Origin of the sequence: Leifsonia sp. YAF41 (assembly GCF_052113185.1) — a bacterium.
Taxonomy (GTDB): domain Bacteria; phylum Actinomycetota; class Actinomycetes; order Actinomycetales; family Microbacteriaceae; genus Cryobacterium.
The window spans coordinates 185068-206850 of sequence record NZ_JBFRCS010000004.1; the positions used below are offsets into that span (position 1 = coordinate 185068).

A 21783-nucleotide genomic window follows, 5' to 3' on the forward strand; every position below is an offset into this window, starting at 1 on the left:
GAGAAGCGTAGCGTCGAGGATATGTTCGGTTCACATGAGCATGGCCGGCGGGAGCGCGGCACTTCGGCGTTTGGATTCCCTGCACTCCGCACGACGGACATCCACGCTGCAGAAATAGCCACCTCGCCTGAGCTCGAAGGTGACTTCGAAGTCGAGCGCCACCGCGCGGCGGAGTCCGGTCGCGAGAAGATCGAGCGCTACGAGCATGGCGACGACAGCGGTCCGGTGATCCCCGGAACGACCTCGGGGTTCACCCACCCGTGACCGCACCCTGGGCGTTCACAGATGCGTTCACACTCAGGCACACGGACAAACACCTGTTCAAGCAAGGGTTCAGACGAGCGTGAGAACCACTTTGCCCAGCAGGTGCCCGCCCATCAGATAGTCGTAGGCGTCGCGCACCTTCTCCAACGGGTACGTGCGATCGATCGGCAAAACCACCTCTCCGGAGGCGATCAGCTCGGCGACCTCCGCCAGGTCGGCGAGCGTCGCTGTCTTGCCGCCGACTCCGGTGATTCCCGCATCCGCCCGGTGACCGCGGGCCGCAATCGTGTTGATCCGGGATCCGGGCGCCCCGAGCTTCAGCGCGACATCGATGGTTGCCGGACCCTGATTGTCGAGGGCCGCCGTCAGCCGCGGGGCGACCTGGCGCACCCGCTCGAGCAAGCCTTCTCCGTAGGCAATAGGGATGACATCCAGCCCGCGCAAGAATTCATGATGGGCTTCGCTGGCTGTTCCGATCACCCGGGCACCGGTGCGCCGCGCGAGTTGCGCGGCCAGAATGCCGACTCCCCCGGCGGCTGCACTCACCAAAACGGTGTCGTCGGCAGTCAGATGCAACGAGTTCACGCTGGCCCAGGCGGTGCGCCCCGCAATATCAAGTGCGCCGGCCACCTCGAAGCTCATTGCGTCGGGTTTGCGGATGATCCTGGTCGCGTCGATGATCACATAGTCGGCCTGCGCGTACATCCGCTTGCCGCCGAGCACCGCGTCGCCGAGCGTGAAGTCAGCGACCCCGCCACCGATCTGGTCGACGACGCCGGCGAAGTCGTTGCCATTGCCACACGGCGGAATTGCGTTGTAACCGGCCGCCGTGGGGCCGCCGCGGATGATCTTCACATCGACCTGGTTGAGCCCGGCCGCGTGCACCCTCACCCGAACCTCACCCGAGGACGGCTGCGGCCGTTCGTCGTGCTCGATGTGCAGCACCGAGGGGCCACCGAACTCGTCGAAACGTACGTAGCGTGCCATTCCGACAGCATAAGCACAGGAGGCAGATGCCGCGCCCCCCGATTTTTTGCAATCCGGATAGTGCGTGGCGTACACCAAATGTTCATAAACGTCTGGTCGAATGTTGCGTGAACCGTCTGCGTGCGCGTTAGAGAGTGTGCGCTTCGAACGAATGGAAGCTCTGTGAGCATTCGAACGGCCGAGTACCCCAGGCCGGACCATTTCCTGCTCCATCTCAGTGACACGCACCTTCTCGCCGGCGACCATCGTCTCTACGGACAGGTCGACAGCGCAGAGCATCTGACCCAGCTCTTTGCCGAGGTCGAAGCGTCGGGTGCACGGCCGGAGGCCATCATCGTCACCGGCGATCTGGCCGATCGCGGCGAACCGCAGGCGTACGATCGTCTGCGCGATATCGTCGAACCCACGGCCGCGCGCCTCGGCGCCCGGGTGATCTGGGTGATGGGCAACCACGACGACCGCGCCGTCTTCCGCACGACACTGCTCGGTGAGCTGCCCACAACCTCGCCGATCGACGATGTGGTCGAGATCAATGGGTTGCGCGTGATCACACTCGACACCTCGGTTCCCGGCCACCACTACGGCGAGGTCAGGCCCGAGCAGTTGGAGTGGTTGAGCGAGCAGTTGCGGGTTCCCGCCCCGGACGGCACGATCCTGGCCATGCACCATCCGCCGGTGCCGAGCGTGCTCGACCTTGCAGTGTCAGTCGAGTTGCGCGACCAGGGTCCGCTCGCCCAGGTGCTGCGCGGTTCCGACGTGCGCAGCATCCTCGCCGGTCATCTGCACTATTCGTCGACCGCAACCTTCGCCGGCATTCCAGTGTCGGTCGCATCCGCCACCTGCTACACCCAGGATCTGACGGTTCCCGTCGGCGGCACCCGGGGTCAGGATGCCGCGCGCGCGTTCAATCTCGTGCACGTCTACCCCGACACGGTGCTGCATTCCGTCGTGCCGCTCGGCAGCCACCCGGCGCTCGAATACATCGACGCGGCCGAGAGCGCCCGGCGCCTGGCCGAGTCGGAGATCGAGATTCTGCCGGCCGGCACGCTGCGGGCAGAGCCGCCGCGCACGACGCCGATCTCGGTACTCAGCGCCTGACGCCGAAAGCCGCCAGACCTCGTCGAGTCGCCAGACCTCGTCGAGTTTGACACGTGCGGTCGAGGTACCCCGTTGTGCCGGGGAATCTCGACCGCAACGGTCAAACTCGGCACAGGAACACAGCCGGGCCGGGCGCACGAAACGGCCCAGCCCCGCGCTGAGGCGAGTTACGCCCGACGCACCGCCTCGCCCAGCAACGGGTCGACCGCCGGGTCGATCACGGAGTCGGCAGCGCCGTCGGTCGGCGTCGCCTCCTTCTCCCATGGTGCCGGGAACGGGAAGTACAGTTCGAGAAACTCGGTCACCGCAGCGCGCCGCACTTCGTCGGAGATTTCAGGAAAGCTGCCGTCGTTGAGGCAGAACATGTCTTGGTCGCGACGCTTGCGCAGCCGCTTCATCTGCTGCAGAGCCCGCTTCAGGGTCGTCTCGATGTACATCGAGCGCACCTGAGTCTGCGCCACCGCGTGCCCGGTCATCAGCGCGTAGTAGTGGTAGAGCGAGTTCGTCACAGAGATATCGGTGGCCGACCGGAACTGACTGGCCGCGGTGCGCGCGAAGTCTTCGGGGAACTCGTTCTCCAGCTCCCGCATCACGCTTTTCACCAGCGGGGCCGCGGTGTGCTCCAGGTGCCGGGTGGTCACCTTGCCGAATCGGCCGAGCAGGAGGGCCCGGTTGACCCGTGCGGCATTCTCGAATCCGCTGCGGCTGGGATCGTTCTCGCCCAATCCGATGCGGGTCGCCGCCTCGACGAACTTGGTGACCCCACCGGGCGAGAAGAACAGCTCGGGGCCGACCGGCCGCCCGAAGAACATGTCGTCGTTGGAGTACAAGAAATGCTCGGCCAGACCGGGGATGTTGTGGAGCTGGCTTTCGACGGCGTGCGAATTGTGCGTGGGCAGCGCGCTCTGGTCGGCGAAGAACTCTTCGCTGCGCATGATGGTGACCCGCGGATGCTCGGCGAGCCAGACGGGTGCCGGCGAGTCGGTGGCGATGAAAATGCGCCGCACCCAGGGTGCGAACAGGTAGACGCTGCGCAGGGCGTACTTGAGTTCGTCGATCTGCCGGAAGCGCGCGTCGGAGTCGTCGCCCTCACCGGCGACATAGCCCTGCATCCGCTTGGCTCGTTCACGCTGGAAGTCGGAGGAGGAGCCGTCGACCCAGGAGAACACGAGGTCGATGTCGAAGCTGACATCGCTGGCCAGGTCGTCGAACATGCTCGGCAGGGTGCGCCACTGGCGGTCGTAGAGGTCGATCGTGGTTTCACGAGCCTCGGAGCGGGGAAGCCGGGTGCGCATCAACGCATTCTCGACCGGGGCGACGATGTCGTCTTCGCCGAAGCGCCAGAATTCGAGCTGGAACGCGGTCTGCGAGCCGTAGCGGAGGCGACCGATCGGTTCGATGCGCGGGCGGTAGACCCGAAACACCGAGGACTTCTTGAGCGTTGCAAGCGCACCGTCGGCAATGAGAGCTGGCTGCGTCTGGTTGCCGTCCTGCGGCTTGGCGTAGAACGGCTCATCGGCGAACGCGCCGGCAAGCGCTTGTGAGATCTTCTTGCGCGAGGCACGGTCGACAGCAATGACCAGCCGATTCTGATCGCCACGCACCAGCAGAAAATCGATCCCCGCCGCCTCGAGGGCGTCATGCACGGCGATGAGGTCGGTCACCATGGACTCGTGGGGTGTGAAATGCCCGTTGACGAGCGCAATTTCACCCTTGCGCACGACGACATCGTCGCGGTCGAACCGGCGGGTGCGTTCGTTCGGCGCGACGAGCACCAGCTCCGGCTCGCCGCTCAGTGAGAGCACCGGCATCGCTGCCGTGTTGGTACCCAGAAACTCGTCTGACGAGGGTGATCCGAGCGCGTCGACGTGGGTTCCGACGTGGGCGCCGCCGTGTCCGCCGCCGTGCGATCCCGCATGGCTGCTGATATGGCCGCTGCCGAGGGTGCTGCCTCGTTCGCCGTGTGATCCGGATCGATCAAAAGTGGCCATGGTTCTCCTCGAGACAATAGAACACAGGTTCACCAGGCATCCACACGCATCGCTGAGCAGCATGCGTTCGGCACTGCCGAACGGCGGCTCTGCCGGGAATGTCGAGACCGTGTGCTGTGCAGCCGGGCAAAGCGGTCGCGCTGTTCTCAGTGTACGTCGGTTCCCGCCGGTGGATCGCTAGAGTGCGCTGATCCCGAACAGCCCGATGATGAGGGCCATGATCATGATCGTCACCAGCTCATGGGCAATGTTCAACACGGTCAGGCCGCGCGGGCGGCGGTCGAAGGCGTCATGGGTGATCATGCGGGCGGCGGTGAATCCGGCCCAGAGGATGAGGCCGGTCAGCAACGTGTTGGCCAGAAAGCTGCCGTGGTAGAAGTTCTGTGCGATTGCCGCGGCTCCGGCGAGCACCCATGCGGTGATGAAACTGACGATCACCGTCACGATCAGGGGCGCGGCCGAGCCCTTCCTCATGCTTTCTTCGTCGTGTCCGACGGCCTTCATCCAGTAGGTGCCGAAGACCGCTTTTGCGTACCAAATCGCTCCGACGACCATGCTCGACACCGTCGCGAGCAGTACAGCCCAGATATTGATTTCCGGAACCATGATCGAGTCCTTTCAGCAGGCCCGTCGAGGCGACGAAGCGGATGGCTCGATGCTAATGCCCGGGGGCGACATCCGGATGCTGCGCCTCACCGTGCTTCTGGGCCTCGGACTCGGTGAGGTACTCGGCAAGGATCCGGGCGTGATTGACGACCGGGTCTTTTGCGCCGTAGACGAGGGTCGCCGTGCCGGCCGACGAAACACATGCCCAGAACTCGTCGATGGCCTTCACCGTGGCGGGATTGCCGTCGAGCTCGGCCCGGTAGCGAGCGGCGAATTCGTCGAGACGCTCAGGGTCGTGGTTCCACCAGGTGCGAAGCTCCGGCGTCGGCGCGATGTCCTTCAGCCAGGCGTCGAGGCGCGCGTGCTCGGTCGTGACCCCGCGCGGCCACAGCCGATCGACGAGTATTCGCACCCCATCGCTCGCAGCCGCATCGTCGTAGGCCCGTTTGATCACAATGCTCATGCGGTCAATGCTCATGCGCTCAGTGTGGTCTTAGCCCGGCTTGTCGTCCAGGGTCGGGATGCGCAGTTCGGCGTCGAGCGCCGCGGCATCGGTGATCGGAAGGCGACAGACGAAGTCACGACAGAAGTATGCCGTGGGCTTACCGTCGACGACCCCGCGATCGGCGAAGAGCGAGAATCCCGCCTCGGCGAAGGCCGCGGCCTGGCTGACCGTGACGGATGCGACGAGCCCGGCCGGATAGCGACGGGCCACGTTCAGCAGGGAGTCGCGTTCAACCGCGCTGCGGGTGGCGGGCGCGGCTGTGTCGGGAACGGCTGTATCGGACGCCGCTGTATCGGACGCCGCTGTGTCGGACGCGCTCGGGGCCTCGGGCGACACGACGACGAGCTGAATCGTGGGGGCCGCGCTCCGCGCCATCGCCCGCAAAGTGCCGCCGAATGCGAGCGGCTGGGCGAGGGCGAGGGGTGCGACGACGCTGAGCGCCTGGTCCGCTGCCTGGCGATAGCGTGACTCCCCGGTGAGTTGATAGAGCAGGCGCGCGGCATCGGCGGAGGCAGTGAGCCCCGACGGGTAGGCGCCTTCCGAAGGGTCGAGCGAGACGGCAAGCCCCTGGGCGACCAGTACCGGATCTCCCCCGGTCGGCACCCGGAAGGTCGCCGCCGAGCCTGCGGTGTCGGCTGTGTCGGCGGTATCAGCGGTGTTCGTGCCGACGATGGCCGGGTCATCGGCTGGGGTATCGGGCTCTGTCGCATCAGAGCCGGCGGTGTCGGCGGTCGGGGCTAGCGTGCTGTCAATGAGGCGGCGGGCCGCGGTGGCGTAGTCGACCTCTCCGGTGACGAGTGAAAGTTCGAGGAGGCCGTGTGCACACATCCCGTAGTCCTCCAGCGTCGCCGGCGCCGCGGAGATGCGCCCGTCGACCGAAGCCCGCACGAGGCGATCGGTCAAGACGTGGGCGGCCAGGATGTAGTCGGCGGCACGCCGGGCCGCGTCGATGGACTGTGGGTCGCCGGCGGCGAATCCGGCGCGGGCGAGAGCCCCGATGGCGAGACCGTTCCAGCCGGTGAGCACCTTCGCATCGAGCGCGGGCGGCGTCTGCTTCCGCCGCGCGATCAGGTCGAGGGCGTAGTAACCGCCTTCGACGCGTTCGCCGTCGACGGTGCTCTCCGAGTCCTGAGCGCTGGCGAATCCACCGGACGGGAGCTGCATCACCGACTGCAGAAACTGCGAGACACCGTCAGCGAGGATGCGCGCCCACGGTTCGTCGGTCAGTTGACGCGCGCGCACGGTGAGATCGAGCAGCTGAGCGTTGTCGTAGAGCATCCGTTCGTAGTGCGGTTCCGACCAGTCACGGTGCACCGCATAGCGAAAGAACCCGCCCTCGACCGGATCGCGAAGCGGTGAGGCGCCCATGATCTTGAGCGTGCGCAGCGCGAGCGACTGCCCCGTGGGTTGCTCGAGCAGAAACCCGAGCACGGGTGCCATCGGAAACTTCGGTGCGCCGCCGAATCCGCCGAAGAGTTGATCTTCCTGGTCGGCCAACCCGGCCACGATCGCCCGAGCAGCGTCGGCGCTCAGCCGCGCGCTTGGCTCGCTTCCGGCCGCATCGTCGCCGGCGAGGGCGACAGCCGCCGGAATCGTGACGGCCGCCACCGCGTCAGCGACGCGCTGCGCCCCGGCGATGACCGCGTCTCGGCGGGTGATCCAGGCATCCGTCACGGCGTCGAGCACCTGCCCGAACGACGGTTGCCCGGGTGCTGGCCGGGGCGGAAAGTAGGTGCCGGCGAAGAACGCCTGCCCGTCGGGGGTGACGAAGACATTGAGCGGCCACCCCAGGTTTCGGGTAAAGGCACTGGCCGCCGCGAGATAGCTTGCGTCGACATCGGGGTTCTCCTCCCGATCAACCTTGATGCTGACGAAGCGTTCGTTAAGGCTGGCGGCGAGCCCGGGGTCGCTGAAACTCTCCCGCGCCATCACGTGGCACCAGTGACAGGTCGAGTACCCGATCGAGACGAGCACCGGAACGTCGCGGGCGCGCGCCTCGGCGAAGGCATCGGCACCCCAGCCGAACCAGTCGACTGGGTTGTCGGCGTGGGAACGCAGGTACGGGCTGATCGCGTCGGCGAGACGGTTAGTCATGCACCCATTCTGCTCTTCGTGGATGCCTCTACGCAGTCCCGGCGCGGTGTAACCCGATGGGCGCGGGGTAGAGCGCGCGCCAGCGGGGATACACCGCGCCTGGGCGGTCGGGGCCGGGCCCGCGCCGGGCCCGCGGCGGGCCATCCATCAGCGTCAGAGCAGGAGCGCCTGCGCCTCGCGTTGCCGACGCTGCACGCGCATCCAGACGAAGAAACCCAGGAGGGTGAAGGCGCCGTAGAACACGTAGAGCACAGCCGACACGTAGTAGCCGGCGCTCACCAGCAGGGGCACACCGACTACGTCGACGGCGACCCAGATAAGCCAGAACTCCGTCCAGCCCTTCGCCATTCCATAGGTGGCCAGCAGCGAACCGGTGAAAATCCAGGCGTCGGCCCAGACCGGTTCGAACGAGCCGAGCGCGGTGAAGATCGGCGTCAGCGCTAGCGTGCCGCCGATCATCGTGGCGCCGAGCACGATGCGCACCCGGTTGCCGGCCCAATGCGGGACAACGGCGACGTGGGTCGGCGAGTTGCGTGCCCGCGACCACTGAATCCAGCCGTAGATCGATACGACGATGAACATGATCTGGCGCCCCGCTTGGCCGAGGAGGTTGACCGGGTTGGGTGTGCCGAAGACGGCACCGAGAAAGACGGTGAAGAGCAGCAGATTGCCGGCGATACCGACCGGCCAGGCCCACACCTTGCGGCGCATTCCGCCGAGGGCGCTGGCGAGACCGAAGAGGTTGCCCACAATCTCGCGCCACAGAATCACCTGGCCGCCGATGTGCAGCTGGGCGTCGAAGAGCCACTCAATCAGATTCATTGCCACTCATTCATCGCTCGAGCTGCGCCTCGGCGTCGTCCACCGGCTGCGCCCAACTTTGTTTGGCGGTGCGCCAGCCGTCTTCGGCCAGACCGCGCTTCCAGTACCCCGAAATCGAGAGGAACTCGCGCGCGACACTTTTCTCCACGCGCAGATAGCGGCGAAGCTCGCGCACGAAGCCGGCATCCCCGTGCACGAAGGCATGCACCTGGCCGGGCAAGAAGCGAAGCTCTCGCACCGTGGCCGCGATGTCCGGCGGTCCGGCCGGGTCGTCGCGGTGCAGCCAGATAAACTCCACGTCGGCGGCGGATGCGATCCGCTGCTCGTCGGCGGGAGAGCCCACCTCGATCACGGCCAACGCCCGGCTCCCTGACACCAGTGATTCGAGGCCTGCCGCGATGGCGGGCAGCGCGGAGTCGTCGCCGACGAACAAGTGCCAGTCGGCAGCGGGATTCGGCGCGTAGGCGCCGCCCGGGCCGGTCACGTAGATCTGGTCGCCGACCGCCGCGTGGAGCGCCCAGGGTGCCGCGACACCCTCGTCTCCGTGAACGACGAAATCGATGGCGAGCTCGCCGGTCCCGGCATCCCAGGACCGCACCGTGTAGGTGCGCATGATCGGCCACCACTCGGGTGACAGGTCACGCTTGATCTCGTCGGCGTTGTAGGGAACGCCGTACGGGGCATCCCGTGGCACGAAATGCAGCTTGACGTAACTGTCCGTCGGCACCCCCACAGCGAACTCGCTGAGCCCGGCGCCGCCGAACGTCACGCGCATCATCTGTGGGGTGAGCCGCTCGGTGCGCAGCACCTCGGCCAGCCAGCGACCCTTCGCCGGCCGGGTCGCCACGCCGGTCGCCGGGTCGGCGTTGACGACGACGGGCTCAGATACGGGTGCAGACACAGGCTCTTCCTTCGGCATCACAGACGTTCACGGCAGAACGCGAAACTCAGGCAAACTTTACTAGCAGTTCACGAGAGCTGTGGTCGACGCCGGTTGGGCGCTGTGAAGGACGAGGGTGCGCTGCACCATGTGGTCGAGGGGCGGCCGACGTCGTCGGCTGCTCCTCGACCGACGATCGAGCTAGTTGACCTCGTTCGGGTGCGCGCTGACCCGGCCGACACGCTCCAGCGCCGAGATCGCGGCGACCTCAGACTTCGACAGTTCGAAGTCGAGCACGTCGAAGTTCTCGGCCATCCGCGAGCGGTTGTTCGACTTCGGGAACACGATGTTGCCCATCTGCAGGTGCCAGCGGATGATCACCTGGGCCGGCGACTTTCCGTGCGCCTCGGCGGCGACTGCGACGACCGTCTCGTCGAACAGCGGGTATTTGCCCTGGCCAAGCGGGCCCCAGGCTTCGATGGCGATGCCGTGACGGCGCGCGTACTCTGTCACCTCCGGCTGCTGGTGGGCCGGGTGCAGTTCGATCTGGTTGACGACCGGAACCACATCCGTCTCGGCGAGCAGACGGCTCAGGTGCGGAACCAGGAAGTTCGAGACACCGATCGAGCGGGCCCGACCGGAGTCGTGAATCTGCTCGAGTGCCTTCCAGCTCTCGATGTAGCGGTCGTTGGCCGGTGCCGGCCAGTGAATCAGGTACAGGTCAACGTAGTCGAGGCCGAGCTTCTCGAGGCTCTCATCGAACGCGTCGAAAGCCGACTGGGTGCCCTGGCGGTCGTTCCACAGTTTGGTGGTCACGAACAGCTCGGAGCGGTCGATTCCGGAGGCGGCGAGAGCGTCGCCGACGCCCTGCTCGTTGCCGTAAATCGCCGCGGTGTCGATGTGCCGGTAGCCGACGCTCAGCGCATCGGTGACGATGCGGGTCGTCTCGGTCGGTTCGACCTTGAAAACTCCGAAGCCGAGCTGCGGAATGGTATGGCCGTCGTTGAGCGTAAGCGTGGGCACGGTGTTTGTCATCGGTCCAGCTTAGGGATCGTCATTCACCGAGGCTTTGTCGGGTGATCAGGAGCCCGTGGTAAGAGCGCCCGGTTTTCGGGTGGTTCAGTGCCGGCGGTTCAGTGCCGGCGGCGGCTCAGCCGGGCCAGGCCGAGCGCGAGCAGGATGACGACTCCGGTGAGCACCAACTGCAGCGCGCTGTTCATCTGCAACAGGGCGAGCCCGTTGCCGAGCACACCGACGATTCCGAGACCGACGGCGGTTCCACCGATGGTCGGCGAACCGGTGCGGGAGAGCGTGAGACCGAGCAGCACCGCAGCGATCGAGCTGAGCATCAACGGGCTGAGCATCGCCGCGTCGCCGGTTGTCGTATGCCCAGAAGCCAGGCTGGCGGTGAGGACGATTCCGGCGAGCGCTGCGCCGACGCCGGAGAGCGCAAAAGCTGTGAACCGCGCCAGTTTGGTGTTGAGGCCGGACAGCTTCGCGGCATTCGCGTTGCCGCCGATTGCATACCAGGTGCGGCCGAGCACCGTGGCGGAGAGCAGAAACCAGGCGAGGAGCATCACCACAACGGCAATCACGACGGGCACGGGAACCGGTCCGATGCGGCCCAGGCCGAGCCAGCTGACGGCGTCGGGCAGACCCGCTGCAGCGGCTCCGTTGCCGAGCAGCAGCGCGAGTCCGGTGAAGCACGTCATTGTGGCCAGCGTTGCAATGAACGTGGACAGCCCTAGGTACGCGACGACCAAGCCGTTGATTGCCCCGGCGAGCAGGCCCGCCCCCAGGCCGAGCAGAATGGCCGTGACCGGATGCATCCCACCCACGAGCAGCTGCGACACCAGCACTCCGACGAGGCCGGCCAGCGCGCCCACCGAGAGGTCGACGTCACCGGCTGCCATGACGATGGTCTGCACCGAGGCGACAATCGCGAGTACGGCCACCTGCTCGAGAATGGCGCTGAGGTTGGGCGGGGTGAGAAAGCTCTGCGGCGTCAGCATCGCGAAGAGCGCAATCAGACCGACTAGGGCGAGAAGGGTGCCGAGCGCGGCCAATCTGGCCGGAAGCCGGTGCGCCCCGGGGCGGGGGCCGGCCAGCGTGGGCGTGGTGCGACGTGGCATCAATCGGCCTTTCGGTAACAGTGCTGCAGAATCGTCGCCTCGTCGGCGTCGCCGGCGGGGAGGAGAGCGCCGAGCTTCCCCTCGTTCAGCACGGCAATCTCGTCGGCGAGACCCAGCAGTTCAGGGATTTCCGACGACACCACGATCACTGCCACTCCGGCGTCGGCGAGGCGCCGAATCGCCGCATGAATCTCGGTTTTCGTGTGCCGATCGACGCCGCGAGTCGGTTCGTCGAGCAGGAGCACGCGCGGCTTGCGCTCGAGATACCTCGCCAGCATGATCTTCTGCTGATCGCTGGAGGACAGCTCGCCGACGGTGCGAGACAGCGCGGATCGAGGGCGTGGAGGCGCGGTGATCGGCATCTGGGCGATTCCACGTTCGGCGACGGCCCGCTCGCGTCGGCGCGAGGCGAGGCCGAGCCAGCCGGCGGCAGCCTCATTCGCGAGGGCGATATTGCGTCTGATCGACGCGGTCATCACGAGACCCTGCCGGCGTCGTTCAGCGGGAACCAGGGCGATTCCACGCTCCATTGCCCGCCTCACCGATCCGCCCGCCACGGGCACGCCGTCGAGCAGAACTTGGCCGGCCCGCATCCGTTGATCGCCGGCGATGAGTCTGAGCAGTTCGCTGCGGCCTGATCCGGCGAGCCCGGCGATGCCGAGAATCTGCCCAGCGGATGCGCTCAGGCTGACGCCCTGCAGCCGGTGCCCGTGCAGAGCCTCGACGCGCAGGATCTCGGTTTCGAGCGCCGGGGTTGGCACCCGGACGGGAAGGGCAACATGTTCCGCGAGCCCGGTCATCGCGGCGACCACGTCGCCGGTATGGGTTTCTCCGACCGGCTTCGTCCAGACGAGGGCGCCGCCCCGCAGCACCGTCACGGTGTCGGCGAGCCGGAACACCTCGTCGAGGCGGCGGGAGACGTAGATGATCGAGGTACCCGCTGCCCGCAGCGACTGAAGCACTCCGAACAGCTGTTCAGCTTCAGCAGCGGTCAGAGCCGCTGTCGGTTCGTCGAGCATCAGCAAGCGGGAATCGCTGGCGAGCGCCCGGGCCAGCGCGACCACGGTCTGCTGCACGGCCGACAGCTCTCCGACCGGGGTGCGCAACGGAACCCGCTGGCCGAGCCGGGCCAACTGCACCGCGGCATCCTGTTCGAGATCGCGTCGACTGATGAGGCCGAGGGCGCCGTGCTGCCGTTGGCCGAGGAAGATGTTTTCGGGGGCGCTCAGCGTCGGAACCAGCGTCAGCTTCTGCGGGAGGGCAACGATGCCCAGCTTCTGCGCATCCTTCACCGAGCGCACGCGGCGGCGCACGCCGTCAATCTCGATGTGGCCGGCATCGGCGCGAATCACGCCCGCCAGCATCGAGATCAGGGTCGACTTGCCGGCACCGCTCTCACCGAGCAGCGCGTGAATCGTGCCATGCGGAATCGTGAGCTGGATGTCGTCAACGACCGTGGTCGGACCGTAGAACTTACTGAGTCCGCGAATCGACAGCAGCGGCAACAGTGTGCGTTCGGCGAGTTCGCTGCGTTCCGGTACATCCGCGTGTTCCTGAAGGGCGGCGTGTTCGTGAAGATCTGCGCGTTCCGGCACATCGGTGGGGAGCATGAGCATTGTGCCCCCAGTGATTCAAGCGACCGACAAAGTAGACCTATCCTCGCAGATCCGGGCGAAGAGGGACGACAGCGCGCCGTCTCCCGACGAGAAGTCGCTCGATCGACGCGTCACTCGAGCTGGGCGTGGGAAATCCCGGCAGGCGCGCGCAATCCCCCACGCCCAGGGGGATTCCCCACGCCCACGCTCAGGCCGCTCCCCGATCGACGAAGGGGTCGCCACCGAAGCACCCGCCAGGCAATACGATGGAAGGCTCATGATTCCCGTGCAGATCACCTTCCCCCCTGAACTTCCGGTCAGCCAGCGGAAGGACGACATCGGCCGCGCCATCCGCGACAACCAGGTCGTGATCGTCGCCGGCGCCACCGGCTCCGGCAAGACCACCCAGCTGCCGAAGATCTGCATGGAGATCGGCCGCGAGTCCATCGGCCACACCCAGCCGCGCCGGCTCGCCGCCCGCACCATCGCGGAACGCATCGCCGAAGAACTCGGCCAAGAGGTCGGCGAACTCGTCGGCTACCAGGTGCGCTTCACCGACAAGGTCGGCGCCAACACCAAGATCAAGCTGATGACCGACGGCATCCTCCTGAACGAGATGCACCGCGACAAACTGCTGCGCAAGTACGACACGATCATCATCGACGAGGCCCACGAGCGCAGCCTCAACATCGACTTTCTGCTCGGCTACCTGCGCCAGTTGTTGCCCAAGCGCCCTGATTTGAAGCTCATCATCACCTCGGCGACCATCGACCCGCAGAGTTTCGCCGAACATTTCGCCGATGCCAACGGCAAACCGGCGCCCATCGTCGAGGTCTCGGGCCGCACCTACCCGGTTGAAATTCGCTACCGCCCTCTCGTCGCCGAGGCGGTGCTCGCCGATGACGACTCGGCCACCGACGGCGCCACGACGGATGCCGCCCCGGCCGTCGACCGCGACTACATCGAAGGCATCAGCGCGGCTCTCGACGAACTCGAGCGCGAGTCCAACGGCGATGTGCTCGTCTTTCTCTCCGGTGAGAACGAGATCCGGGATGCCGCCGACGCGTTGCAGGGAAAGTACGCGTCGTCGTCGCGCACCAGCCCGACCGAGGTGCTCCCGCTCTATGGCCGTCTCTCCTCGGCTGAGCAGCACCGCGTCTTCCAGCCGTCGACCGTGGCCGGCGTGCGCCGCCGGATCGTGCTCGCGACGAACGTTGCCGAGACCAGCCTGACCGTTCCGGGCATCCGCTATGTGATCGATGCCGGCACCGCCCGGATCAGCCGCTACAGCGTGCGCTCGAAGGTGCAACGGCTCCCGATCGAGGCGATCTCGCAGGCGTCGGCCAACCAGCGCTCCGGCCGAAGCGGCCGCACGAGCGACGGCATCGCCATCCGGTTGTACTCCGAAGAAGACTTCACACGTCGACCCGAGTTCACCGAACCCGAGGTGTTGCGCACCAACCTGGCCGCGGTCATCCTGCAGATGATCTCGCTGGGCCTCGGCGACATCGCCGCCTTCCCGTTTCTCACGCCGCCCGACTCGCGCGGCATCAAAGACGGCCTCGACCTGCTCACCGAACTGGGCGCCGTCGAAGCGCTCACCTCGTCGTCGAGCCTGTCGAGACGTGCCCCGAAAACCGGCAACCCGGCGATCGACAATGCGGTGGGTCTCGACAAGCTCGACCAACGGGGTGCGAAGCTCACCCGGGTCGGCCATCAGCTCGCGAAGCTGCCGATCGACCCACGCTTTGGCCGCATGGTCGTCGAGTCCAAGGCGCAGGGCACCAGCCGCGAGGTGCTCGCGATCGTGGCCGGTCTGACCATTCAGGATCCGCGCGAGCGCCCGCTCGAACGCCGCCAGCAGGCCGACGAGCATCACGCCAAATTCAACGACCCCACCAGCGACTTTCTCACCCTGCTCAACCTCTGGAACTATCTCGAAGACAAGCAGCGTGAGCTGGGTTCCAGCGCCTTCCGGCGTCTCTGCAAGACCGAGTACCTCAACTATCTGCGCGTGCGGGAGTGGCAGGATGTCTACCGCCAGTTGCGCCAGCTCGCCAAGCCGCTCGGCCTGCACCTGGGCGATCCGAGCGTCAACCCCGACGGCATCCACCGTTCGCTGCTCGCCGGCTTGCTCTCGCACCTCGGTCTGAAAGACACGGCGAAGAAGGACTACGTCGGCGCCCGCCAGCAGCGTTTCGTGGTGTTCCCCGGCTCCGCGCTGGCGAAGAAACAGCCCGCCGCGGTGATGAGCGCCGAGCTCGTCGAGACGAGCCGGCTGTTCGCCCGGATGAACGCCGCGATCGACCCGGCCTGGGCCGAACCGCTCGCCGGCGACCTGGTCAAGCGCAACTATTCTGAGCCGCACTGGGAGAAGAACCAGGGTGCCGTCGTCGCCTACGAGCGGGTCACCCTCTACGGGGTGCCGATCATCCAGAAGCGTCGTATCCAGTTCAGCCGCGTCGACCCGATCTACGCCAGAGACCTCTTCATTCGCCAGGCCTTGGTCGAGGGCGAGTGGGACCTCGACCGCGTCGACCGCCGCTTGTCGGCGTTCGACCGGGAGAACAAGAAGCTGCGCGCCGAATTGGCCGAGCTTGAGGAGCGCACCCGTCGCCGGGACATCCTGTTCGACGACGAGGCCGTGTTCGAGTTCTACGACAAGCGGATTCCCGCGGATGTCTGCTCCACGCGCACCTTCGAGTCCTGGTGGCGCAAGGCGCGCGTCGACACCCCCGACCTCTTGACGATGACTCCGCAGACCCTCGTCGCCGAGGACACCCCGGCGATCGACGAGTCGCTGTTTCCGCCGGTCTGGCAGCAGGGGGACCAGCGGTTCGCGCTCAGCTACCGGTTTGAGCCGGGCTCGGCGGATGACGGCGTGACGGTGCAGGTTCCGCTCGCGTTGCTGGCGCGGCTCTCCCCCGCCGGCTTCGACGGCCAGGTGCCCGGGTTCCGGGTCGACCTCATCACCGCTCTGATCAAGTCGCTGCCGAAGGCGATCCGCCGCAACGTCGTGCCGGCGGCGGACTGGGCTGCGCGCCTGAATAAGGAGATTCCGATTTCGGTGGTCGAGCCTGTCGAGACCACGCGCGCGGTTTCGACAAGCTCAACCACCGGAACCGAGAGCTTCGTCGAACTCCTCGCCGCCCAGATCAAACGCCTCACGCACGTGCCTGTCACGGCGAGTGATTTCGACCTGTCCCGCATCCCGCAGCACCTGCAGATGACGTTCCGGGTGGTCGACGAGCGCGGACGCACGGTCGACTCCGGCAAGGATCTGCGGGAGCTGCAGCGTCGCCTCGGCGGGAAAGCCCGCGAAAGCGTGGCCGCCGCATCCGTCGCCGCCGCCCCGAACGCGATCGAGAAGTCGGGGCTGACGACCTGGTCCTTCGGCGAGCTTCCTCGTTTCATCGACACCAAGCAGGGCGGCAACACGATTCGGGCCTACCCGACGCTGATCGACGAGGGCGATTCGGTGGCGATCAGGCTGATGAGCACCGAGGCCGAGCAGTCGCGCACCCTGCCCGGCGGAGTGCGCCGGCTGCTGTTGTTGGCCACTCCGTCACCGGTCGCCTATGTGCAGCAGCATTTGACCGGCACCGAGAAGATGTCGCTGGCGACCAGCCCGTACCGCAGCACACCGGCGCTCTTCGACGATTGCCTGAGCGCGGCGGTCAACGACGTTCTCTACCGGATTCGCCCCGACGGCCAGGTGTTCATGAAGGCCGAGTTCGACACCATCCGCGACCGGGTTTCGGGCGTGGTGATGGACACGATGTTCGAGACCGTCGGGCTCGTCGCCCGCATTCTGACCGCGTCGCGCGCGGCAGAAAAGGCGCTCAAAGCCGCGACGAGCATGGCCTTGCTCGCACCACTCGGCGATGCGCGCGCGCAGCTTGACGGGCTCGTCTATCCCGGATTCGTCAGCGCCACGGGGCTGAGCCAGCTGCGTCACCTGCCGCGCTATCTCGGCGGCATCTCGGCACGCATCCAGAAACTGCAGGACAACCCCGGACGTGACCGCGTCTGGATGAACGAGGTGCAGTCGGCACTGGCGAAGTTCACGGATGCCGGTGGCACGATCCCGCTCGCAGCCGATGCCCCGGCGAATCTGGTGCGTGCGCGCTGGATGATCGAGGAGCTGCGGATCAGTCTCTTCGCGCAGGAGCTCAAGGCGGCGGAGTCCGTCTCGTTGCAGCGGATCCAGAAGGCGCTGGCCGGCTAAATCTCGGTGGTTGAGGAGCGCGCGAGCCTGCGAGCACGCGTCTCGAAACCAAAGCGAGCCGACCCTCGAACGCAGGTTGCGTCCGAAGACCGGCTCACGAGGTTTCGAGACGCGGCCGACTCCGTCGGCTGCTCCTCAACCACCGAGGTTCTTAGAGAACCTTCGACAAGAACGCCTGCGTGCGCTGGTGCTGCGGGTTGCTCAGCACCTCACGCGGGTCGCCGGATTCGACGACCACTCCGCCATCCATGAACACCAGCGAGTCGGCGACTTCGCGCGCGAAGCCCATCTCGTGGGTGACGACGATCATGGTCATGCCTGATGCGGCCAGGCCCTTCATCACGTCGAGGACTTCGCCGACGAGTTCGGGGTCGAGCGCGCTGGTCGGCTCATCGAACAGCATGAGCTTCGGTTCCATGGCAAGTGCACGGGCGATTGCCACGCGCTGCTGCTGACCGCCCGAGAGGTGCGCCGGGTAGTAGTCGGCCCGATCGGCCAGCCCGACGCGGGCGAGCAACGCGAGAGCACGCTCCTTCACCACGGCCTTGGACTGACGCTTCACTCTGATCGGAGCTTCCATGACGTTCTCAAGTGCGGTCATGTGCGGGAACAGGTTGAACCGCTGGAACACCATCCCGATGTCGCGACGTTGCTTCGACGCTTCCTTCGGGTGCAGTTCGTACAGTTTTCCGTTCGCCTCGCGATAGCCGACGAGGTCACCGTCGACGCTCAACCGACCGGCCGAGAGAACCTCGAGGTGGTTGATGCAGCGCAGGAATGTCGACTTGCCGGAGCCCGACGGGCCGACGAGGCACATGACCTCGCCGCGCTTGACCTCAAGCGAGATGCTCTTCAACACTTCGTTGGAGCCGAAGCTCTTCGAAACGCAGTCGGCCAGCACCATCGGAGTGTCGACACTGGTGTCGGGAATATGAATCAGTGGGTCTGTCATCGCAGGCCTCCGTCACCGTTGGTTGTTGAATCGTCACGCTTCGGCGGCAGGATGACCGTCGGCTGACCGGCACCGGCGATGGGCAGCGTGCCCGTCACGGAACCGGTCTGGTCGCCCACCTTGCGGTCGGGGCGACGCTCACCCACGCCGCGCGCGAAACGCTTCTCCAAGAAGTACTGGCCCACCATCAGAATCGAGGTGAAGAACAGGTACCAGAGCGACGCGACAATCAGTAGCGGGATCGGGTTGAACGTCTCGGCCGAGATGTCCCGCGTGCGCGTGTACAAGTCGAAGGTGAAAGGTACGGCGGTGACCAGCGATGTCGTTTTCAGCATTGAAATGACTTCGTTGCCAGTCGGCGGAATGATGACGCGCATCGACTGCGGGATGATGACGCGCACCATCGTCTGCAGCCAGCTCATTCCGAGCGCTGTTGCCGCTTCATCCTGACCAGGATCGACCGAGAGCAACCCGGCACGCACGATCTCAGCCATGTACGCGGCCTCGTTCAATGCGAGCCCGATGATCGCCAGGGCGAAGGTGCTGAGCGCGACCTTGGTCTCGATGGACACCCACGGTTCCTGGAACGGAAGCCCGAGGTCGATCGACTGGTAGATGATCGAGAGCAGGCCCCAGAACACGAGCTGAACGTAGACCGGGGTACCACGGAAGATCCAGAGGTAGACCCAGGCGATGCTCTTCACCACGGGGTTCGGCGACAGACGCATCACTGCAAGCGCCACACCGAGGATGATCGCGATCACCATCGAGTACACCGTGAGCTGAAGCGTCACAAATGCGGCCTGGGTGACACGCTGATCAAAGAGATACTTGCCGACCGACGGCCAGTCGAAAGCCGGCCGCTGAGCGGCATCAAGGATGAACAGCGCCACGAGGATAAGCAGCACCACTGCGAAAACATTGCGCCACGGATGCCGCAACCGGATCGCCTTGATCGGCGCCGGTGAACGGTCGCCGTCCGGCGGATTATCCCCCGCCGGACGGTTTACTACAGAGTTGGTCATTTACTAGCCGTTCGTTGCAGCGTTGATCGTGATGGTCTCAATGCCACCATCGGTGACACCCCATGCTTCCAAAATTTTGCCATAGCTGCCGTCGTCAACCATGGACTGCAGCGCAGCCTGCACGGCCTTGGTCAGTTCGGAGCCCTTGTTCACGGTCATGCCGTAAGGCGCCACGTCGAATGCCTCGCCGGCCGGCTCAAGCTTGCCGCCAGTCTTCGAGATCGCGTACAGCGTGACCGGGGAGTCGGCGCTGAGCGCGTCGGCCTTGCCGAGAACCACTGCGTTGGTGGCTTCTTCCTGAGAGTCGTAGGGCAGCACCTCAATTGCCGCTTTGCCGGCGGCAAGGCAGGCTTCGTTCTTCGCGGGAAGCTCGTCGGTGTCTTCAACCGTGTTCGACTGCACGGCAACCGTCAGGCCACAGGCGTTGTCGGGGTCGATCTTCTTGCCGACCTGCGACGCCCAGAGGATGCCGGCGTTGTAGTAGTTGACGAAGTCGACCTGCTTCTCCCGCTCGGCATTGTCGGTGAACGAGGACTCGCCCATGTCGACCTTGCCACCGGTGATGCTCGGGATGATGTTGTCGAAGCTGGCGATCTGGTACTCGGGCTTCAGGCCGAGCTTCGCGGCGATGCCGTTCGAGAGCTCGATGCCCCAACCGATCGGCGCGCCCGCCGTGTCCTTGTATTCGTTCGGCGGGTAGGCCGCATCCGTTCCGATGACGAGCTTGCCGGTGCTGGCGATGTCGTCGGGCACGAGTGCCGCGGCGGCGTCATCCTTGGTGATCCCGCTGCCGGCGGATTCGGTGGAGCCGCCGGCCGACGGCGTTGAGTTGTCAACGCAACCTGTCAGCATGAGGGCGGCTGCGGCCGCAAGGGCCGGAATTACAAATCTTGCGCGCATTGTTAAACCTTCTTCGAGTCGGGTTGATTCTGGTTCGTCTTTGAAATCCATGAAGGGCAGTGACGAGGTCGAGCATATAACATCGACGGAACGCCGATTCTTTGCGTCAATAACGTTTTGGACACCACATTCTGCGCGCCCGGGTTGGCTCGGGCGCATCCGGAAGAGCTAAGTGACTGGGCCCCGATGTCGAATGGGCGCCAGAATGGTTTTTGATTCTCACAACTATCCCCCTAATTAGGGGCGAATGGCACCGTGAGCCCTGAGTTGTCACGGAATTGTCACCTGACGCCGCAACGGGCCGTGTCGAATCATGTCCAGAATGCCACAGTCAGTACGCACCCCGTTTCCCGCCGTGCTGCCGGAAGTGGCGCGCACCCTCCGCTCCGCTCGCTTCCGAAAGCGTCCGGCGCGGCAATAGACTTGTCAGATCGTGCGCAGCTACTTGGACCTCCTGAAGACACCGGGGGTCGGTCGTATCCTCGCCGCCCAGCTCACTGCCCGTTTTCCGTTCGGGATGCTCTCGCTCGCGTTTCTGATTCACATCGAGCAGGCCTATGGCTCCTATGGAGCCGCCGGTCTCGTGCTCGGCGCCATGAGCATCGGCCAGGCCATCGCCGGGCCGGCCACCAGCAGGCTGATGGGCCGCTGGGGCATGCGCCTGGTGATCTCCGTCACGCTCAGCATTTGCACCGTCGCCATCGTCGTGATGGCTTTGGTGTCGCTCCCGATCGTGCCCCTTCTGGCCGTCGGCTTCATCGCCGGCTTGTCGATGCCGCCGATCCAGCCGGCGGTGCGCACGATCTACCCGAAGCTCGTCAACTCCAAGCAGCTCACTCCGCTCTTCTCCCTCGATGCGTCGGCGCAGGAGATCATCTGGGTGGTCGGGCCCGTTGTCGCGACCTTCGTGGCCATCCAGGTCAGCAGCGTGGCCGGCATCCTGCTCGCCGCGGTGTTCCTCGTCGGCGGCGGCGTCTGGTTCGTCTCGCTGCCCGAGGTCGGGCGGGTTCGCATCCCGCGCAGCAAACGCAAGATCGGCGCCGTGCTGAAACGGCCCGCCGTTTTGCTCAGCACCATCGTCGGATTCGTGCTCGTCGCCGCCTGCGCGTCGGTCGAGGCGGGCGTCGTCGCCGCATTCGGCCATGGCAGCGGAGATTCCGGTTTGGTGCTGGCGATCTTCGCAGTCGGTTCCCTCGTCGGCGGCCTCGCGCTCGGGCACACGCCGATCGGTCCGTGGGCACTGACCACCCGCATGATCATCGTCACGATCGGCGTCGGGCTGGCCAGCATCTCCCTCAACTTCTGGTGGCTCTCCGCCACACTGTTCATTGCCGGCCTCGGCATCGCCCCCGCCTTTGCCGTGCTGTTTGGAATCGTCTCAGCCAGCGTGAGGTTCTCCGAGACCGCGGAGGCCTACGGCTGGGTGGGCACCGGCCAGCTGATCGGTGCGGCGCTCGGCTCGGCGGTCGCCGGTTTCGCCATCGACCACTACGGCGCTACCGCGGCAATTCTTGCGGCGACGGGCTTCGCCCTGCTCGGAGTCATCATTCCGACGGTGGGCAAGCGCTGGCACCCCGACCTGCGTGGCCGCGACGCCAGCCCGATCCCGGACACTGAAGCCGTCGCAGTGGTCACCTAACTCGCACACCTTCTCATCTCGGCGCGGTGTCTCCCCGCTGGCGCGCGCTCTACCCCGCGCCCACC

The 21783-nt window shown here is 65.9% G+C and carries 17 protein-coding genes; 4 read left to right on the forward strand and 13 right to left on the reverse strand.

What is annotated here, in order from left to right:
- The first annotated feature begins 21 nt into the window (after nt 1–21).
- Nucleotides 22–264, forward strand: a complete 243-nt coding sequence (locus AB4Y63_RS05740) for a hypothetical protein (protein WP_441790082.1) — start codon at nt 22–24, stop codon at nt 262–264.
- 69 nt (nt 265–333) lie between these two features.
- On the opposite strand, the gene AB4Y63_RS05745 is transcribed toward AB4Y63_RS05740, so the two are convergent.
- Nucleotides 334–1251: an NADP-dependent oxidoreductase gene (locus tag AB4Y63_RS05745; RefSeq protein WP_441790083.1), complete on the reverse strand. Its 918-nt coding sequence runs from the start codon at nt 1249–1251 to the stop codon at nt 334–336.
- Nucleotides 1252–1413: 162 nt separating this feature from the next.
- Here AB4Y63_RS05745 and AB4Y63_RS05750 point away from each other — a divergent pair, with 162 nt between their 5' ends.
- The gene (locus AB4Y63_RS05750; protein ID WP_441790084.1) at nt 1414–2349 is read left to right on the forward strand and encodes a phosphodiesterase; all 936 of its coding nucleotides are present in this window, start codon (nt 1414–1416) and stop codon (nt 2347–2349) included.
- A gap of 167 nt (nt 2350–2516) precedes the next feature.
- Here the strand turns inward: AB4Y63_RS05750 and AB4Y63_RS05755 are convergent, their stop codons facing one another.
- From AB4Y63_RS05755 to AB4Y63_RS05795, 9 genes are all read right to left on the reverse strand, one after another.
- Complete coding sequence (locus AB4Y63_RS05755) at nt 2517–4340, reverse strand: stealth family protein (protein ID WP_441790085.1); 1824 nt, start codon at nt 4338–4340, stop codon at nt 2517–2519.
- Between the two features lie 177 nt (nt 4341–4517).
- On the reverse strand, nt 4518–4946 hold the full coding sequence (locus tag AB4Y63_RS05760) for a DUF1761 domain-containing protein (protein ID WP_441790086.1): 429 nt from the start codon (nt 4944–4946) through the stop codon (nt 4518–4520).
- Between the two features lie 52 nt (nt 4947–4998).
- The gene (locus AB4Y63_RS05765) at nt 4999–5424 is read right to left on the reverse strand and encodes a DUF488 domain-containing protein (RefSeq protein ID WP_441790087.1); all 426 of its coding nucleotides are present in this window, start codon (nt 5422–5424) and stop codon (nt 4999–5001) included.
- A 15-nt stretch (nt 5425–5439) separates the two neighbouring features.
- Entirely contained in the window at nt 5440–7545 is a 2106-nt protein-coding gene (locus AB4Y63_RS05770) for a thioredoxin domain-containing protein (protein ID WP_441790088.1), read from the reverse strand.
- A 153-nt stretch (nt 7546–7698) separates the two neighbouring features.
- Nucleotides 7699–8367, reverse strand: a complete 669-nt coding sequence (gene pnuC / locus AB4Y63_RS05775; protein ID WP_441790089.1) for a nicotinamide riboside transporter PnuC — start codon at nt 8365–8367, stop codon at nt 7699–7701.
- 10 nt (nt 8368–8377) lie between these two features.
- Complete coding sequence (locus AB4Y63_RS05780; protein WP_441790090.1) at nt 8378–9268, reverse strand: siderophore-interacting protein; 891 nt, start codon at nt 9266–9268, stop codon at nt 8378–8380.
- 180 nt (nt 9269–9448) lie between these two features.
- On the reverse strand, nt 9449–10282 hold the full coding sequence (locus AB4Y63_RS05785; RefSeq protein ID WP_441790091.1) for an aldo/keto reductase: 834 nt from the start codon (nt 10280–10282) through the stop codon (nt 9449–9451).
- A gap of 98 nt (nt 10283–10380) precedes the next feature.
- Nucleotides 10381–11379: an ABC transporter permease gene (locus tag AB4Y63_RS05790; protein ID WP_441790092.1), complete on the reverse strand. Its 999-nt coding sequence runs from the start codon at nt 11377–11379 to the stop codon at nt 10381–10383.
- A complete protein-coding gene (locus AB4Y63_RS05795) occupies nt 11379–12995 on the reverse strand; it encodes a sugar ABC transporter ATP-binding protein (protein ID WP_441790093.1) in 1617 nt (538 codons plus the stop codon). Before AB4Y63_RS05795 ends, AB4Y63_RS05790 begins: the two co-directional genes overlap by 1 nt.
- A 256-nt stretch (nt 12996–13251) precedes the next feature.
- Here AB4Y63_RS05795 and hrpA point away from each other — a divergent pair, with 256 nt between their 5' ends.
- Entirely contained in the window at nt 13252–17202 is a 3951-nt protein-coding gene (gene hrpA / locus AB4Y63_RS05800) for an ATP-dependent RNA helicase HrpA (RefSeq protein ID WP_441790094.1), read from the forward strand.
- Nucleotides 17203–17353: 151 nt separating this feature from the next.
- On the opposite strand, the gene AB4Y63_RS05805 is transcribed toward hrpA, so the two are convergent.
- The 3 genes from AB4Y63_RS05805 to AB4Y63_RS05815 are packed head-to-tail and all read right to left on the reverse strand — an operon-like array spanning nt 17354 to nt 20079.
- Nucleotides 17354–18106, reverse strand: a complete 753-nt coding sequence (locus AB4Y63_RS05805) for an amino acid ABC transporter ATP-binding protein (RefSeq protein ID WP_441790131.1) — start codon at nt 18104–18106, stop codon at nt 17354–17356.
- A 44-nt stretch (nt 18107–18150) separates the two neighbouring features.
- A complete protein-coding gene (locus tag AB4Y63_RS05810; protein ID WP_441790095.1) occupies nt 18151–19179 on the reverse strand; it encodes an amino acid ABC transporter permease in 1029 nt (342 codons plus the stop codon).
- Nucleotides 19180–19182: 3 nt separating this feature from the next.
- Nucleotides 19183–20079, reverse strand: a complete 897-nt coding sequence (locus AB4Y63_RS05815; protein ID WP_441790096.1) for an ABC transporter substrate-binding protein — start codon at nt 20077–20079, stop codon at nt 19183–19185.
- Between the two features lie 433 nt (nt 20080–20512).
- On the opposite strand from AB4Y63_RS05815, the gene AB4Y63_RS05820 reads away from it, so the two are divergent.
- Nucleotides 20513–21718 carry an MFS transporter gene (locus tag AB4Y63_RS05820; protein WP_441790097.1) on the forward strand — a complete coding sequence of 402 codons (1206 nt, stop codon included), beginning with the start codon at nt 20513–20515 and terminating at the stop codon, nt 21716–21718.
- The last annotated feature ends 65 nt before the right edge of the window (nt 21719–21783 follow it).

Coding starts and splice junctions, on each gene's coding strand:
- AB4Y63_RS05740 (WP_441790082.1), top strand. CDS start 22: ATGTTCGGTTCACATGAGCATGGCCGGCGGGAGCGCGGCACTTCGGCG.
- AB4Y63_RS05745 (WP_441790083.1), bottom strand. CDS start 1,251: ATGGCACGCTACGTACGTTTCGACGAGTTCGGTGGCCCCTCGGTGCTG.
- AB4Y63_RS05755 (WP_441790085.1), bottom strand. CDS start 4,340: ATGGCCACTTTTGATCGATCCGGATCACACGGCGAACGAGGCAGCACC.
- AB4Y63_RS05760 (WP_441790086.1), bottom strand. CDS start 4,946: ATGGTTCCGGAAATCAATATCTGGGCTGTACTGCTCGCGACGGTGTCG.
- AB4Y63_RS05765 (WP_441790087.1), bottom strand. CDS start 5,424: ATGAGCATTGACCGCATGAGCATTGTGATCAAACGGGCCTACGACGAT.
- AB4Y63_RS05770 (WP_441790088.1), bottom strand. CDS start 7,545: ATGACTAACCGTCTCGCCGACGCGATCAGCCCGTACCTGCGTTCCCAC.
- pnuC (WP_441790089.1), bottom strand. CDS start 8,367: ATGAATCTGATTGAGTGGCTCTTCGACGCCCAGCTGCACATCGGCGGC.
- AB4Y63_RS05785 (WP_441790091.1), bottom strand. CDS start 10,282: ATGACAAACACCGTGCCCACGCTTACGCTCAACGACGGCCATACCATT.
- AB4Y63_RS05790 (WP_441790092.1), bottom strand. CDS start 11,379: ATGCCACGTCGCACCACGCCCACGCTGGCCGGCCCCCGCCCCGGGGCG.
- AB4Y63_RS05795 (WP_441790093.1), bottom strand. CDS start 12,995: ATGCTCATGCTCCCCACCGATGTGCCGGAACGCGCAGATCTTCACGAA.
- hrpA (WP_441790094.1), top strand. CDS start 13,252: ATGATTCCCGTGCAGATCACCTTCCCCCCTGAACTTCCGGTCAGCCAG.
- AB4Y63_RS05805 (WP_441790131.1), bottom strand. CDS start 18,106: ATGGTGCTGGCCGACTGCGTTTCGAAGAGCTTCGGCTCCAACGAAGTG.
- AB4Y63_RS05810 (WP_441790095.1), bottom strand. CDS start 19,179: ATGACCAACTCTGTAGTAAACCGTCCGGCGGGGGATAATCCGCCGGAC.
- AB4Y63_RS05815 (WP_441790096.1), bottom strand. CDS start 20,079: ATGCGCGCAAGATTTGTAATTCCGGCCCTTGCGGCCGCAGCCGCCCTC.